We start from the raw sequence: 14282 nt of genomic DNA on the forward strand, positions 1-14282 counted from the left end.
AGCAGCAGCCGTGACATGCAGCGTCTTCGTCAGGCCGCGACGGTTGCCACGAATGCCGGGGGCGACTGCTCGTCCCATGCAATATCCTGAGCCTTGAGGAAGTCGTCCACCCGCCCGATGTCGAGCCACATGCCGTTGTGCTTGAATACGTTTACGGGTATTTCCTCTTCCAGCATCTGGGCCATCAGGTCGTCGAAGCCGAATGGAACACCTGACGGAATGCGGTCCAGCACCGAGGGATCCATGCAGTAGATGCCCATACTCACGAGATGCGACAGTTCGGGCTTCTCGCGGAATCCGGTGACGCAACCGCCCGTCTCGTCGATCACGCCAAAGTCCATCTTGGTAGGACGTGTGGCGGTGGCGATGGTGAGGGGACCTTGGTGTCGGCGGTGACAGCTCACGAACTGACTGAGGTTCAGGTCCGTGAGCACATCGCCGTTGAGGACCAGAAACGGCGTGTCGAGTTGTTCTCGCAAAAGTGACAGCGGGCCCATCGTTCCCAGCGGTTCCACTTCCTGCGTGTAAACGATCTGCATGTTCCACTGATTGCCGTCGCCGCAAACACTGCGAATAAGGTGGCCCAGATATCCGGTCGTGATGAAGACTTCTCTGATGCCATTTCGCCTGAGCCATTTGAGCAGGAGCTCGAGTACGGGCCGCGATCCGATCGGCATAAGCGGTTTCGGCAAGATGGATGTATGCGGACGCAAGCGCATTCCCTTTCCGCCGCATTGAATGACAGCCTTCATATTATCCTCCTGTGTTACTGAAGCGCGCAATCGTTCATCATATCAACGCGACAGCCCGACCTGGTGCTGATGGCCAAACCGGAATGCCATTGACGAGAAAACTAGACGCTGACTATCCACGCGTCTTCGTGCGTTTGCATGAGATGTCGGAATGATAGTTGGATTGCACGCGAACACTGTATTGCAGCGGCAAAGCTGCAGCTCGCAGTGGTGCATGATGGGACGAGACAGACCGAACCGGCCTTCGGCTGCATCGCTGGCGTGCGATATCGCGAGGCCCGATTGACATCACTGCGCTTGGAATGACGACGACAGCGCAACGAGCCGGCTTTTCAGAAAGCCTGTTAGAAACCGACGCCCGGCATCCCTCACGCGCGCGAGCGACATCGCACTAACCGTTGCCCAAGATCGGTGGAGTGATTTATTGAAGCGCGTCGCAAGAACACGCGCGATCGTCAGCGCCTCACGTATCCATGTTCGATCGTTCACCGGCGCGAGCGCCACGCTCCGACGACCACCGGTCGGCGCGACTTGCTCGCCTACGCCAACAATCGCTGACTATTTGCCGACTCGTGCCGCGCCACAGATCTTTCCGTTGATGCCCTTACGGATCAGACCGTCGATGCGCGAGACCTCAATATGATTTGGCTCGTGGTTGATCACACCCAGTGGCACTGGCGTCTCGTTTTTCTTGATCTCGGAGATCATCGCAACGGGATTTGAAAGCCGACTATTCGAATCGCCAGCTAAAGGCGGAGAGTTGCTGTTTGCCGGTTCTGCCAGTGATCCGTTGTTCATCCCCCAAATCGCTGCCTGTGTCCGATTCTGGACACGGAGCTTGCGAAGGATCGCCTTGACGTGGACTTTTACAGTTGCTTCGGCGATATGGATCGTCCGCGCGATGCTTTTGTTGGAGGCGCCTTCAATCAGGCAGTGCAAAATTGATTTTTCCCGCGGAGAAAGCTGCGGCGTGGTCATATCTTCTGTAGCGATAAGAATCGCCTGCGTCTTGTTTTGGTCGCGCGACCCCGTCTCGCCTGGGTGACTGCCTTCGGGAGCAAGAACAGATGATAGAAATGCTGGAGGAAAGATCGTTTCACCCATCATTATCAGTTCGATGGACTTTATGAATACATCGCAGGTCATAACGTTGACAAAGTAGCCGTTGGCACCTGCCCGAAACGCAGAAGCCAGTTCGTCCATTCGATAATGATCGGCCACGATCGCAATGCGCCCGCCCGGATGGTAGTCCCTGAAAAGTTCGATTTGTTCAATCGCGGCGTCAAAATCATCGCCGGTGTGAGCAATAAGAAGCAGAGGCTGGTGTGCTTGCGGTTGACCCGGGAGCAAATCATCCACGCTTGATACTGAGGCTAGGATACGAAAATTTGCTGAGCGTAAAATCCTGGCAAGACCTTCTCTGAGTAAAGTATTTTTCCCAACGAGAATTGTAAAAAAAGATTGTTGCCTCCGCATCGCGACCCTCCCAACCATACGCAACTGATTTAAAAAAAAACTGAGCGATTGAAATTCAGCTCATTCTTGGTGATCTGTCGGCGGTTAAGCCCCGCTTCTTCGGCAGAAATTTTGGCATTGGAATATTTTCAGTCGGCAAGAAACTCTGTCTTTTTAGAAGCATTTCGTCGTCGAATTGAAGACGCCTCCCTTCTCGTTTGCGACGATTTTATGAATGTTAGATGCGAATTCTCGATCTCCCTATATACCTTTAGTTATAGGCGATGGGCCGGTACTGAGGGATGTCGTTCATAATAGTAAACGGGGGATTCACCGCAAACTTCGCAGAGGGAGTGCGTGCTTCGTCATACGGGACGTCTATCCTTGAGTGACAATTTCAGATACGTCCACCCAAAGTTGTTACGTGTTTTCTTTGTTGCGTTGCGATGTAGCGTAACGAATTTGAGCCTCCAGAAAATTAGGCTAAGAAGGGAATATCCGGGGTCGCGTGGAGTTTAAGTTTTGGGGGGCTAGGCTGAGGACCGCCCATGCGTTGCACCAGTGTCGTGATCGCAGACCGCCATCCTGTGGTTCTGCAAGGTTTGACGAGCGTGCTTGAAGCGCAAAACGGCTTCAAGATTGTCGCGTGCTGCAGCACTGGCCCGAGCTGTATCGAAGCGATTCGAAATTTAACGCCGGACATCGCCATTATAGACATCGAAATGCCGGGCCTGACCGGGCTGGAAATCGTTGCCATCGCCAACTCCGAGGGGCTTTCAACGCGGGTCGTCTTTTTCACCGCTGTCGTTGAAGATCGCCAACTGGCTTTATCGGCCGCTGCTGGCGCCTACGGTGTCATCCTGAAGGACATGCCGCTCGAACCCTTGGTGCAGTCCTTGCGGGAGATCGCGGCTGGCCAAAGGCTATTGCCGCTTCCCGCGGTCAATCACGTTATACCTTCCGAGCAAAAGAGTATCGCGATCACGGAGAGTGTTCTGGCGGTGCTGACAGAGCGCGAGCGTCAGATTATGCGCCTGGTCTCTGAAGGGTTGTCAAACAAGGAAATTGGGCGGCGGCTGAATATTGCTGACGGCACCATCAAGCAACATCTCCATCACATCTATCAGAAGCTTGAAATCAACAACCGGACAGTGCTTGCGGCGCTTGCCATATCGCACAACGAACGTGGGGGCTTTCTTGAGGATCGGGCTCTGTCGATTCATTGTGACTGAGCGTCTGCAGTCGCACGCTGGCCCATATGCCATTTCGACGCTGATACGGGCGCTGATTGGCGCACAAGCCTAGTCGGCGATATCCACCTTACCGCCAGCGCGGAGGCTGAAAGGACCCTGATGCGCGGCTTCACCACCCTGCGCGACATCGGTGGGCGTTCTTCAGAAAATCGCTGGGGAACCTGCATTGCCAGTCGCGCGGCGCCATGCCCCCGGCGGCAGTCCGGTCGCGGCGGAAAAGACGCGGGTGAAGTGGCTTTGATCGGCAAAGCCGCAAGCCAGTGCGACATCGGCCAACGGCGTATCGGTCTTCATCAGAAGATTCGAGCCAACTCGACGCGCTGGGATAGGATAACTTAGAAAAACGCATTTAGGATCGCGCTCGCGTCCAAATCAGCGCAGATAGCTCGCCAGGTTCAGGCTCTGAACCTTGGCAATCGCGGCGTAGGATGCCGTAAGCTGTGCCTGATAGGTCGATAGTTTCGCGGTGACCGCTGCAACGTCGACACTGGTGAGATCGCTACCGAGCGTCTGGGCATAGGATTGATACTCGGTCTGATAGGCACTGGCCCGCTCGATCGAGGCCGATGCATTGGATATTCGCGTCTGCACCACGCCAAGCTTGTCGATCGAATCGACCGCCAGGTCGAGCGCCTCATTGAGCGTGTCGGTCGAAAGCGGCGAATTGCTCGCTACCAGATTCATGGCCCGCATGATCTGCTCGAAAGCGGTATTGTCCGCCGTGACGCCGTAAGAGACCGTCTGATTGTCCGAGACGCGTACAGCGCCGAGCTGGCTGTCGCCCTGATAGTAGTTGGTGTCTGCGGTGGACGGCGACGATGCTGCGGCATAGGTCGCGCTCGATATATCCACCGGCGCGGTTTTGGTGGCAGAACCGCCGAACAGATAGCCGCCGTTGTATTGCGTGTTGAGCAGCGACGCCATCTGCTCCAGCATGTTCTTCGCGGTCTCTGTCACGCTGGCTGCGTCCGTGCTCGAAGCGCTCGATGCGCTGGTCAGCAAGGTCCGGAACTGTGTCACCAGATCGGACACCGAATTGACGACCGAATACATCACCTGGATCTTGCTGTTGGTGAGCGTGGCGGCATCGATATAGGACTGCGCCCGCGTGACCGAAACCTGCAGATTAAGCACCTGCTGCGCCGATGACCCCAACCCGCCAAAATCCGACGAGATCAGCCCCGAAGCCTCCTGGATCTGCTGATTGGCCATGGTGCTTTGCGTGCGCAAAGCGGATGCGATCATCTGGTCGTTAATCGCAAAGGTGGCAACGCGCATCTGCATCAAGTCGGTTCCCGTCAGCTCGCGCTCTGCACGGCGGTCAGCAGCGATGAGAACATCTCGTTGATGACCTGCATGAGCTGGGACGCGGCCGTATACTGATTCTGCAATGTGCTGATCTTCGCGGTTTCTTCGTCGAGATTGACGCCCGACTGCGACGCCAGCGCATTGGTAAATGACGATTGTGCCGTCGACTTGGATGTATAGGTCGTGGCCGCGAGCGTCGCCTTCGACGCGACATTGGCGATGACCGTGGCCGCGTAATCCGCAAACGAACCAGTCGATGACCCGAGCCCACCAGACGCGCCAAAGGTACGGGAATCCGTGAGTGCCGCGTAGATCGCATCGACCACGTCGGTCGCGCCGGCGGTGAGCACCTTGGTGCCCGTCATCAGCGTTGCCGATGCATCGAGGGTCGAGGCGGCGAACAAACCTGAATTGGCCAGGACGTCGCTGCGCACGGCGATGTTGGATGCCCCGGTTCCGGTCACGAGGTCATTGAGGCCGAGATAGTCGGACAGGCCGATTCCACTGCTGCCGACGGCGCTCGTCATCTCATTGATGGCGACCCCGTTGCTGCTGCTGGAGCTGGCAATCACTACCTTCCCGCTCGCATTGATCGATGCGCTGAGGCCGGAAATGCCATTGATGGCCGAGACCAGGTCGCCCACCGTCGCATAGCTCGACAGATCGAGATCGGCATAGGACACCAGACTTCCCGACTGGTCGGCAACGGCAATGCGGACCGTGCCGGTCGCATCCAGCGCAGTCGCCGCCGTGACCGTCGTGGTGCCGGTCAGCGTCGTTGGCGGCGGCAACGACGTGCCCTGATTGCTTGCGGCATTCAGGGTGTCTGCCAGCGTATTGGCAAGCTGGTCGAGCTGCGACTGCGCTGCGGGCAAGACGCTATCGCGCAGGCTGAGCAAAGAGCCGATTTCGCCAGATGTGATCTGCGTAGTGACATCGACGCCGTTGACGGAAATGCCGCTGAGCCCGCTGGACGAACCGGCCGAGTAGCTGGCATTGGCCGTAACGGATGATGCCGCCGTGAAGCTAAGCAGATGCGCGCTGTTGTCCACGAGCGTCTGGCCTGACGCCGTATAAACCTGCATATCCCCCGTCGATGAAATGAAATAGCTGACATTCATCTTCGACGCGACGGTCTGCAGCGCGACATTGCGCTGATCCTCGAGATCGCCCGTCGATTGGCCAGCGGCCGCCGCCTGTTTGATCTGGGCGTTCAAACTGGCGATGGCCTGCAGGCTGGCATTGACCTGATCGACATCGGAGGAAATCGCAGCGTCTGCGGTCCCGCGCAGCTGTTGAATTCCAGACGACGTCTCGCGCAGTTGCGATGCGAGGTTATCAAGCGCACTCACCACATTGGCTTGCAGCGAGGCACTGCTGGTTGTGCCGGCGAGCGACGATATGGCGGATTCCAGCGATGCCAGCGTGTTCGCGATCGAAGTGCCAGTGTCCTCCGCCCCGGTCGTGCTGCCATAGAGCGCCTGGAGCCGGTTGAGATAGTCGTTGTTGGTGTTGGCCGCGCCGAGTTCCGAGGTTGCAGAGATCAGGGACTTGAACAGCAATTTGTCGACGCTACTGGTGATCCCGGTGATCGACACGCCGGTCCCGGCGCCGCCACTGGTGGTCGCGACCTGATTGGCGGTCTTGACCGTGTAGCCGGTGGTGTCAGCATTCGAAATATTCGACGAGGCGACGCTGATCTGGACCTGACTGGCCATCAGGCTACTGACGGCGATGCTGCGGGCTATCTCCAGCGACACGGTGGCGACCTCATATTACAGCTTGGTTCAGATTCGCACGTTGCGTGCGTAGGATGCCGACTGCGAACTGATGCGACCATTGGCGCCGTAGGGCGCGCTGTCGGATATCTGCTCCCGAATCGCGGCCATCACGGCGTCGATGCGGCGCTGGCTGGCCTCGATCGCGGCGCGCAGGCGGGTAACATTCTCGTCCATCGCGACGCTGAGCTGTTCGAGCCGAGTGAGTACCCGCCCCTGCAACTGGCGATCGGAAGTGCCAAGCAACATGTTCTTGCGCCCGACTTCCTTGACCCAGGCCTCGAACAGCTCCGAAAGCTCCAGCTTGATCGCCGTGTGCTGCGACTGCGAGGCCGGCAGCCCCATCGCCAGAGCGATATTCTCCTCGGCGACGACGTCGATCAGGCGTTCGATCAGTTCGACCAGATCCTCGAGGCGGGATCCGTCATCGGCGCTCGCGGGCTGCAGCGGCGGGCTTCGGGTCATCATGTGGCTACTCCGTGATCGATGGATGGGGCGCGGCTGCCGTGGCGTGCCGCCCGAGCGAGGCTATCCGTGAATATGCCGTCGCCGCCTTGCTGCGTGCGCCGGCGATGTTGAGTTTCTGCGCGAGCGCGTCGCGGCGCTGCTGCAAAGTGGTACGCAACGTACTGAGATCGCCCTGCAGCGCCAGGATCATGCGCCGATCGCCACGATCGATCCGCTGCGCGGCGGCCAGCAACCGGTCAAGTCGCCGCATTAGCGCGTCATCGTCTGCCTCGGCCACCATCGCGGTCATCTCATGCTCGAGATCAGGGTATCGAACATCTTGTTGACGGCGGTGATCACCTGCGACGCGGCCGAATAGGCCTGCTGCGCGGAGATCATGCTGCTGAACTGCTCGTTGGTATCGGTGGTGCTGGATTCCAGCTCACTGCCAAAAATGGTGCCGGCGCCGTTGGTGCCGGATTCCTGCAACGCAGCCGTTCCCGATTCTGCCGTCGCCGAATAGAGCCCGTTGCTCTGGGCCTCCAACTGATCGGCAGCGGCAAAGGTCGCCACCGGGATCTTGTAGATCGCGATGGTCTGGCCGTTCGAATATGTGGCGTTGACGATGCCGCTGTCGCCAACCGAGATGTTGCTCAGCTTTCCGAACGCCAGACCATCGGACTCGATGCGGGTAATATTGACCGCAGGCGTGGATAGGCCGGAGGCATATTGCGTCAGCCCATCGGTGCCGCCTACGGTGCCGAGGTTGAGCGTAATGTTGCTGTCCGCCGCCCCTGTGGTCCAACCAGTGATCGCCAGCGTTGCCGGACTGGGATTGGTGCTCGCCAGCGAACCGTCGGTATTGAACGAGACGGACACGGTGCTGGTCGGGGTTGCCGCGGTTGTCGTCGTCGAATCCGACGACAACGTCGGCTGGCCGAAGCTGGCGCTCCAAGTATTATCCGCAGTCTTAGCCCAGGTCACCTGGATCGAGCTCGATGTTCCCAGCGAATCGTAGACCGACATCGACGTAGTGAACGTATCGCCGACCGCGGCATCCGCCGGCAGATTGGCCGAGAAGGTGGTGGTCGCTGTCGCGCTACCGCTGGTCTGCGCCACACTCGTGTCGATTGCCGTGAGATTTCCGCTGCTGGCGCTGCCAATAACATTGCCGGCCGCATCGGTGCGCCAACCCAGAAGATAGGCGCCGTTATTGACGAGATAGCCGTCAGAATCCGTAGTGAACCCGCCGTTGCGCGTGTAGAGCGTCGAGTCGCCGGTCAGCGACGTCGTCACCGGAAAGAAGCCGTTACCCTGGATCGCGATGTTGGTGGAGGTCGACGTTGTCGTCAGCAGGCCCTGCGTCGTGATATTGGACTTCGAGAGCGTCGTCACGCCGCCGGACGAATAGGCCGATGCGCTGGACGAACCCGTCACCAGCGACTCGAACGATGCCGAGTTTGTCTTGTAGCCGACCGTCGATGAGTTTGCGATATTGTCGGAAATCATCGCCAGAGCCGAGCTCTGGGCGTTAAGAGCGGAGATGGCTGAAGACAGCGCGCCGGATAGACTCATAATCAGTACTCCAAAGTAAACTCAGGAAGTGACGCCGATGACGTTGCTGGTGCTCACAGACGTGCTCCCGATATTGAGCATCGGGGTGCCGGACGAGTTGTCGATCGAGGTCACCTTTCCGGTGACGGTCGTGTAGCCGTAGACAGACTGACCAGTGCTATCGGTGGCCGAGACGTTGAGCGTGTACTGGCCGCCGTCGGTCAGCTGGGTGCCGTCCGTCGCCGTGCCGTCCCAGGTGAAGCTGTTGGTGCCCGAGGTCGTGGTTCCACTGCCGGTCCACACCGTGTTGCCGGATGAATCCTTGACGCTCAGCGTGACATCGGAGGCGGCGGACTCGAGCGAATAGCCAAACGAGATCTGGCCATCCTTCAGCGTGCCGGTGTCGGTTTTGGCGGTAACAGTCTGGCCGATATAGTTCGACGAGTTCAGCGTGAGCAGGCTGTTGAGCGACGACACCAGCGTGCCCATATTGCTGTTCAACGTCTGCTGCTGATCGAAGTTGGCGTAGGATGTGAGCTGATTGATGAAGTCGGTCGAATTGGTCGGGTCGAGCGGATTCTGGTTCTGCAACTCGGTCACCAGCAGGTTCAGAAATTGCTGCGACGTAATGGCCGAGGTCACCGACGAGGACGACGCCGTCGAGGCAGTCGTGGTCGTGGTTGACGTCGTTGCAGCTACAGTCATGGCGTGCTCCGGCGGTATCCGCGCGCGTAGCGCTGCGGAATTGCGTCAGTGAGAAGAGTGCTCGTGAAGTCCGTTCCTTATTGAAACGGGTCGTCCCGGCCATTCAGGCAAAGATTCTTTGCAGGCCGCTCCCACCGGTGAGCCATCGCGCCCCATTGCAAGAAAGCGCTGTGCCGCAGGTGTTTTTCAAAACTCTAGACGTGATTCACCGACGCCAATGCACGGCAAAAGTTGCCCGCTAGAGCAACCGCCAGAATTTTACGGAGGCTGAAACGGGGGGGCAGTCGCACACGGGATTGCCCGCGGGCACTGGCGGGATTAGAGCGACCGCAGCGGAAGCGTCAGCTACTTGCTGTCAGACTTGGTTGCCGGCTTCGCGGGAACCACATCGGATTGCCGAGCTTTCTGCATAATCCGGTCTACCAAGCCATCCGGCGCGTGCACGACGCCCGATGGCAGGGCACGGCGCAGCAATTGCGCCTCGGCCATCGCCGCACGCGCCTGCTCCGACGTCCGCAGCAATGCGAGCGCGGCGTCCCGTCGGTTATCTGGCCAGGTTGACACGTCTTCACCGTGCCGACCCAACAGGTCTTCAAACTCGGGAATGTCCATTCTGGAAACTCGCCCGGCACGCACCTGATCGTACGTTGCATGTCAGCCCTCGCTCGGACTGGCACGCCAGCGTCCTAAGGCAGACCGGGCCGCGAGGCAATGCTGCCCCGACTTTTCAACCACAAAAAGACATCGAACGATCCTAAACTCTGCAGGTGCAATGAATTCACCGTGCCCGCCGGTGTCGATCTGATCAGGCGGGCTTCGCGGCACTCCGGGCGACGACAATCCAGGCGTCACGAAGCTCGGTCAGGCTCGCAATGATCCGGCCATAGCACTGCGCCGCGTTCGGCTGCCCGAACGACCGCAGGCAGGCCATGATCAGCGTATGATAAGTGGTGTGCAGGCCCTCCGCGACCTCGCCTCCGCGATCGAAATTCAGGTTATGGCTCAGCCCGCGCAGGATGGCAGTCGCCCGGATCATCAGATCGTGGCTCTCCTCGAATTTCTTCTCCTCGGACGCCGTCACCGATTTCTGCAATGCCGTAATCGCCCCATCGATCATCATGACCACCGCCCGCAACGGCGGCACCGCGACCGCCGCCTGTCGATAGGCCTGGGCGGCCTGAAAATTCGCTTGATGCTGCATGACTAATCACTCGACGCGTTGAGAAGGGCGGACAGATAATCCAGGGTGGAATTGGCCGACGAGATCGCCGACTGATATTTGGCGTATTGGGTGGTCAGCATTGTACGATAGATCGCGGCGCGCTCGTTGATGTCATCGATCTGCTGCTGCATCCGGTCATCCTGGGATTGTAAATTGGTGATCAGATCCTGCAGTGAACCGCTGGTCTTGTTCGATGCGGCACTCGAGATCGCGTTGATCTGCGCCGCAATCCCGATGGTCGACGTGATGGTCACCGATGCCGATGACGTACTGCTGTAGCTGAAGGCCATGCCGGAATAGATCGTGCCGGCCTTTCCGATGATCGTTCGGCCGGACACGGTAAACAGCGAACTGTCTCCCCCCACCGAGACCGACAATGCACCGGAGCTATCGACCGCAATATCCATCACGAAGGACGATGGCGGCGATGAACTTGTATTGACAACCGCGAGCGCCGCCGACGAACTCGTGGTCTTGGTGGCGAGGAGCGCGATGACACCGTCAATATTGTCGGCCAGGGTTGTGGCGAGCGTGCTCGTATCGAGCACAAGATCGTTCGTGTCCGAGAACGACAGGCCGAGATCGCTCATCGACAGATCGCCCACGATGGAGTTCAGGACCTGCTCCATCTGCGTCGTGACGCTACGCATGGTGCCGTCGCCGAACAGCACCGCACTCGTGTCTGCGGTTCCACTCGACGACAGCGTCTGCTGCGTGGTTACGTAGTCGCGCACAGCGTTGTAGGACGTGACGAATTGCTGCAATGCAGTCTGGATCGAACTTGTATCGACATCGATGCTGATCTTGACTGTCGATCCCGATGGCGTGCTTTGCAGCAGACTAAAGGAGACGCCGCTCAGTACGTCTGTGATGTTATTGGTGTCGCGCGTCAGCGTAATGCCGTCGACGCTGAAAATTGCGGGCTGCGATTCCTGCAGCACGTCGGTGAACGCGCCGGAACTATCTGTCACGCCCAAGGTCGTGAGCACATCGTCGCCCGACACGACACTGGTGGTGATATCCGCATTATCCTTGGTTGCAGACAGGATCATCTCGTACTGATTGCTCGAGATCTGGATGATCGAGGCCTGGACGTTCGTCGTGGACGTCTGTGCATTGATCGTATCGACGAGATCCTCCAGCGTCATCCCGCTGGTGACCGAGATATCGGCACTGGTGCCGCCTTCCAGGCCGATCGAGAAAGTGCCGGTCAGACCGAGATCCGCGCTCTTGTCGGCGACGGCGGTGCCGATCACCTTGTGGGCTGTGGCGATCTGGGTCACCGTGAGCGTGTGATCGCCGGTCGCCGCGCCGTTGCTGATGGCCATCGAGACGGCAGAACTGGCGCTGACGTCGCCAGTGGATGTAATGGTCGCCGATCGCGCTCCATAAGCACTCGACGACAGTGAATTGACGATCGACTTGGAGAGCGAGGTCGTGTCGGTCGTCAGCGTCGTAAGCAGCGTCTGCAACTGCTGATAGGCCGAGATCTTGGCCTCATTCGCGGTGATACTGGTCTGGATCGTGGTCGCGGCTGCCGTCTTGGTGGCAACCTGCGCCTCGATCAAGGCGTCCCAATCGACGCTGGTCGTCGTCTTCGTGCCGGAGGTGGTCGTCGCCAAGGCCGCGGTTGCTGCCGCGGAAGTCGAACTCGTCACCGTCGCCATGCCACCTTACTTTCCTGCACGAGAGTGCGAGCCGGCGTTGCCGCCGGCTCGCGATTGCTGCGGCTTAGCCGAGCAGCTTCAGCAGATATTGCGGCATCTGGTTCGCCGACGATTCTGCGGCGACCGCAGCCTGCACCTTGACCTGCGAAGACGACAGCTTGGCCTGCTCGGCTGCGATGTCGACGTCGGTGATCGCGGAATTAGCGGCCTGCAGGTTCTGGGACTGCGTCGAGATCGAGCTGGCGCTGAAATTGAAGCGCGATTCCTGCGCACCGATCGTCGCGCGGGCGGCGGAGACCGTATCGATGGCAGTGTCGAGCGCGTCGATGGCTGCAGTGGCGCCGGCCTGCGTGCTGACATCGAGCGTATCGACACCCAACGTGGCAGAGGTGAGATCGTCGAGTTTCACGGTGATCGTATCGGCCGACGTCGAGCCAACCAGAACGGAAGCGCCCGCGGCGAATGCGCTGGTACCATCCAGCAGGCTCTGCCCGCTATAGCGCGTGCCGGTCGCGATACTGTCAATCTGATCGCTCAATGCGGTAAATTCCGAATTGAGATAGGCGCGACTACTGTCGGTCACCGTCGCCGAGGAGGACTGCGATGCCAGCGACTTCATACGCGAGAGAATGTCGCTGATGTTCGAGGCGCCGCCATCCGCTGTCTGCAGGATCGAGGTCGCCTGTGAGGCGTTGGTTGCGGCCTGCTGCAGCGTGGTGACGTCGGATGAAATGCGCGTCGAAATCGCGAGACCGGCGGCGTCGTCGGATGCCTGGGTGATCTTCGAGCCGCTCGACAGCTTTGAGAGTGAGCTCGACATCTGCGACGAGTTGATATTCAGGTAACGGACTGCAGAATTGGCCGCGGTGTTGGTTGAAATAACGGGCATTAAATTGCTCCTTGAATGTGGCCGCGGATGCGGACCGATCGGGGACCTCTGGACGCAGGCCAGCCCCCGTCCATTCGCTAAACGGAATGGCCCTCACAATTCAGGCGCGGTTTATTTCGGGGCTGGTAATTTATAGTTAGCAATCGCTTAACGAGTGCAGGATGTCTGGCTCATGGCGGCGCAGAATTTCGCGCAGCTGCTGCCGCCCGCGCTTGAGCAGCGACTCGACCGCGGACACAGTCGTGTTCATGACTTCGGCGATGTCGCCGTTGCTCATGTTTTCATGGTAGGACAGGATCACCGCGACACGTTGCTGCTCAGGCAGACGTTGCATCGCCGTCTCCAGCAATTTCGCCACTTCATCACGCTGCATCGTGCTGAACGCATCGGGCTTGACGTCGGCTGGCTCCGGCACGGCATCGACATTGTCGGTGCGCGGCCGACGATGCAGGTCGATGCAGCGATTGGTGACAACCCGGTAGAGCCACGTCGAGAATTTTGCGCGGCCCTGCTCCCATTGCCCGCGATGCGTCCAGACCTTCAGCATCGTGTCCTGCACCACATCCTCGGCATCGGCGCGACTGCCCAGAAGCCGAAGCGCAACGCCAAACGCACGATCGATATGACGCTCGACAAGACATCTGAATGCCATCTCGTCATTTGCGGCTAATCTGTCCAGCAGCTCTTCGTCACTATCGCCCGCTGGCTCGCACGCGTCGAGCATCAGAGAATCCTCCGCAGCTTCAAGCTGCACCGGCATTGTTTCGACAGCGTCTGCAATCTGGAGCGCGTACGTCATGCCCTTCTCCCATTTCTCCGCCGACAAACGGCCGTTCTGGTCGACCTCTCACTCTTGAACGGGTGACGCGCGACGATCAGGCGATGAATTTTGCTTATTTTACAAACACTTGATGGGAAAAAGCTGCCTAGAACTAGGCAGAAATTTCTACACTGGCTGTTGCGGCCACGTCGGGCCTGATGGGAACGACTCATCAAAGCATCTCGAGAAATCGCATCGACTGCGGCGAGTGATGCAAAGAATTCTTACGCACACAACGACAACACCTGCAGCGATACGACATCACTCAGCAATCGAAGACCGATGCCGGCAACTTTGCAGCGATGGATCCGGCAGTGGGCAACGTCACACCTTCACTGGGAAATTCTTGCCGAATCGCAATTTGAAAATAGCGGACTGCGTCGTCGGAAAAAGAAAAAACGCTTGCATGCGGCGCTCATCTGCGGCGCATCG

Annotated in this window: 15 protein-coding genes; 1 reads left to right on the forward strand and 14 read right to left on the reverse strand. The window is 58.9% G+C overall.

From position 1 onward, the window contains the following. Positions 1-29: 29 nt before the first annotated feature. Both AB7951_RS26550 and AB7951_RS26555 read right to left on the reverse strand, forming a co-directional pair. Positions 30-752 (reverse strand): sugar phosphate nucleotidyltransferase, encoded by a 723-nt coding sequence (locus AB7951_RS26550; protein ID WP_089266608.1) that lies wholly within the window; start codon positions 750-752, stop codon positions 30-32. Positions 753-1310: 558 nt separating this feature from the next. Then, positions 1311-2228 (reverse strand): response regulator transcription factor, encoded by a 918-nt coding sequence (locus tag AB7951_RS26555; RefSeq protein WP_120288108.1) that lies wholly within the window; start codon positions 2226-2228, stop codon positions 1311-1313. Positions 2229-2755: 527 nt separating this feature from the next. Between AB7951_RS26555 and AB7951_RS26560 the strand changes: the two genes are divergently transcribed. Beyond that, complete coding sequence (locus tag AB7951_RS26560; RefSeq protein WP_120287840.1) at positions 2756-3439, forward strand: LuxR C-terminal-related transcriptional regulator; 684 nt, start codon at positions 2756-2758, stop codon at positions 3437-3439. Positions 3440-3601: 162 nt separating this feature from the next. Here AB7951_RS26560 and AB7951_RS26565 read toward each other — a convergent pair whose 3' ends face one another. The 12 genes from AB7951_RS26565 to AB7951_RS26620 all read right to left on the reverse strand — a co-directional run bounded on the left by AB7951_RS26565 (position 3602) and on the right by AB7951_RS26620 (position 13829). Beyond that, complete coding sequence (locus AB7951_RS26565) at positions 3602-3754, reverse strand: helix-turn-helix domain-containing protein (RefSeq protein ID WP_120287839.1); 153 nt, start codon at positions 3752-3754, stop codon at positions 3602-3604. 78 nt (positions 3755-3832) lie between these two features. Next, complete coding sequence (locus tag AB7951_RS26570) at positions 3833-4744, reverse strand: flagellin (RefSeq protein ID WP_120287838.1); 912 nt, start codon at positions 4742-4744, stop codon at positions 3833-3835. A gap of 14 nt (positions 4745-4758) precedes the next feature. After that, positions 4759-6528 (reverse strand): flagellar hook-associated protein FlgK, encoded by a 1770-nt coding sequence (flgK, locus tag AB7951_RS26575; protein WP_439062063.1) that lies wholly within the window; start codon positions 6526-6528, stop codon positions 4759-4761. A 27-nt stretch (positions 6529-6555) separates the two neighbouring features. Continuing rightward, the gene (locus tag AB7951_RS26580) at positions 6556-7014 is read right to left on the reverse strand and encodes a flagellar protein FlgN (protein WP_120287836.1); all 459 of its coding nucleotides are present in this window, start codon (positions 7012-7014) and stop codon (positions 6556-6558) included. A gap of 4 nt (positions 7015-7018) precedes the next feature. Then, the gene (locus tag AB7951_RS26585; RefSeq protein ID WP_089266599.1) at positions 7019-7303 is read right to left on the reverse strand and encodes a hypothetical protein; all 285 of its coding nucleotides are present in this window, start codon (positions 7301-7303) and stop codon (positions 7019-7021) included. Continuing rightward, a complete protein-coding gene (flgE, locus tag AB7951_RS26590; protein ID WP_120287835.1) occupies positions 7300-8568 on the reverse strand; it encodes a flagellar hook protein FlgE in 1269 nt (422 codons plus the stop codon). The genes AB7951_RS26585 and flgE overlap by 4 nt, the downstream gene beginning before the upstream one ends. 21 nt (positions 8569-8589) lie before the next feature. After that, entirely contained in the window at positions 8590-9252 is a 663-nt protein-coding gene (locus AB7951_RS26595) for a flagellar hook assembly protein FlgD (protein ID WP_093757242.1), read from the reverse strand. Positions 9253-9597: 345 nt separating this feature from the next. Beyond that, on the reverse strand, positions 9598-9864 hold the full coding sequence (locus AB7951_RS26600) for a hypothetical protein (protein WP_120287834.1): 267 nt from the start codon (positions 9862-9864) through the stop codon (positions 9598-9600). A 193-nt stretch (positions 9865-10057) separates the two neighbouring features. Then, a complete protein-coding gene (locus AB7951_RS26605; RefSeq protein ID WP_120287833.1) occupies positions 10058-10453 on the reverse strand; it encodes a flagellar export chaperone FliS in 396 nt (131 codons plus the stop codon). Positions 10454-10455: 2 nt separating this feature from the next. Continuing rightward, positions 10456-12141, reverse strand: a complete 1686-nt coding sequence (gene fliD, locus AB7951_RS26610; RefSeq protein ID WP_120287832.1) for a flagellar filament capping protein FliD — start codon at positions 12139-12141, stop codon at positions 10456-10458. Between the two features lie 64 nt (positions 12142-12205). Then, positions 12206-13030 carry a flagellin gene (locus AB7951_RS26615; protein WP_089266590.1) on the reverse strand — a complete coding sequence of 275 codons (825 nt, stop codon included), beginning with the start codon at positions 13028-13030 and terminating at the stop codon, positions 12206-12208. A 136-nt stretch (positions 13031-13166) separates the two neighbouring features. Beyond that, positions 13167-13829 (reverse strand): RNA polymerase sigma factor, encoded by a 663-nt coding sequence (locus AB7951_RS26620; protein WP_120287831.1) that lies wholly within the window; start codon positions 13827-13829, stop codon positions 13167-13169. Between the last annotated feature and the right edge of the window lie 453 nt (positions 13830-14282).

Source organism: Tardiphaga sp. 285_C5_N1_2 (assembly GCF_052076065.1).
Lineage (GTDB): Bacteria > Pseudomonadota > Alphaproteobacteria > Rhizobiales > Xanthobacteraceae > Tardiphaga > Tardiphaga robiniae.

Coding starts and splice junctions, on each gene's coding strand:
- AB7951_RS26550 (WP_089266608.1), bottom strand. CDS start 752: ATGAAGGCTGTCATTCAATGCGGCGGAAAGGGAATGCGCTTGCGTCCG.
- AB7951_RS26555 (WP_120288108.1), bottom strand. CDS start 2,228: ATGCGGAGGCAACAATCTTTTTTTACAATTCTCGTTGGGAAAAATACT.
- AB7951_RS26560 (WP_120287840.1), top strand. CDS start 2,756: ATGCGTTGCACCAGTGTCGTGATCGCAGACCGCCATCCTGTGGTTCTG.
- AB7951_RS26565 (WP_120287839.1), bottom strand. CDS start 3,754: ATGAAGACCGATACGCCGTTGGCCGATGTCGCACTGGCTTGCGGCTTT.
- AB7951_RS26570 (WP_120287838.1), bottom strand. CDS start 4,744: ATGCAGATGCGCGTTGCCACCTTTGCGATTAACGACCAGATGATCGCA.
- AB7951_RS26580 (WP_120287836.1), bottom strand. CDS start 7,014: ATGATGACCCGAAGCCCGCCGCTGCAGCCCGCGAGCGCCGATGACGGA.
- AB7951_RS26585 (WP_089266599.1), bottom strand. CDS start 7,303: ATGACCGCGATGGTGGCCGAGGCAGACGATGACGCGCTAATGCGGCGA.
- flgE (WP_120287835.1), bottom strand. CDS start 8,568: ATGAGTCTATCCGGCGCGCTGTCTTCAGCCATCTCCGCTCTTAACGCC.
- AB7951_RS26595 (WP_093757242.1), bottom strand. CDS start 9,252: ATGACTGTAGCTGCAACGACGTCAACCACGACCACGACTGCCTCGACG.
- AB7951_RS26600 (WP_120287834.1), bottom strand. CDS start 9,864: ATGGACATTCCCGAGTTTGAAGACCTGTTGGGTCGGCACGGTGAAGAC.
- AB7951_RS26605 (WP_120287833.1), bottom strand. CDS start 10,453: ATGCAGCATCAAGCGAATTTTCAGGCCGCCCAGGCCTATCGACAGGCG.
- fliD (WP_120287832.1), bottom strand. CDS start 12,141: ATGGCGACGGTGACGAGTTCGACTTCCGCGGCAGCAACCGCGGCCTTG.
- AB7951_RS26615 (WP_089266590.1), bottom strand. CDS start 13,030: ATGCCCGTTATTTCAACCAACACCGCGGCCAATTCTGCAGTCCGTTAC.
- AB7951_RS26620 (WP_120287831.1), bottom strand. CDS start 13,829: ATGACGTACGCGCTCCAGATTGCAGACGCTGTCGAAACAATGCCGGTG.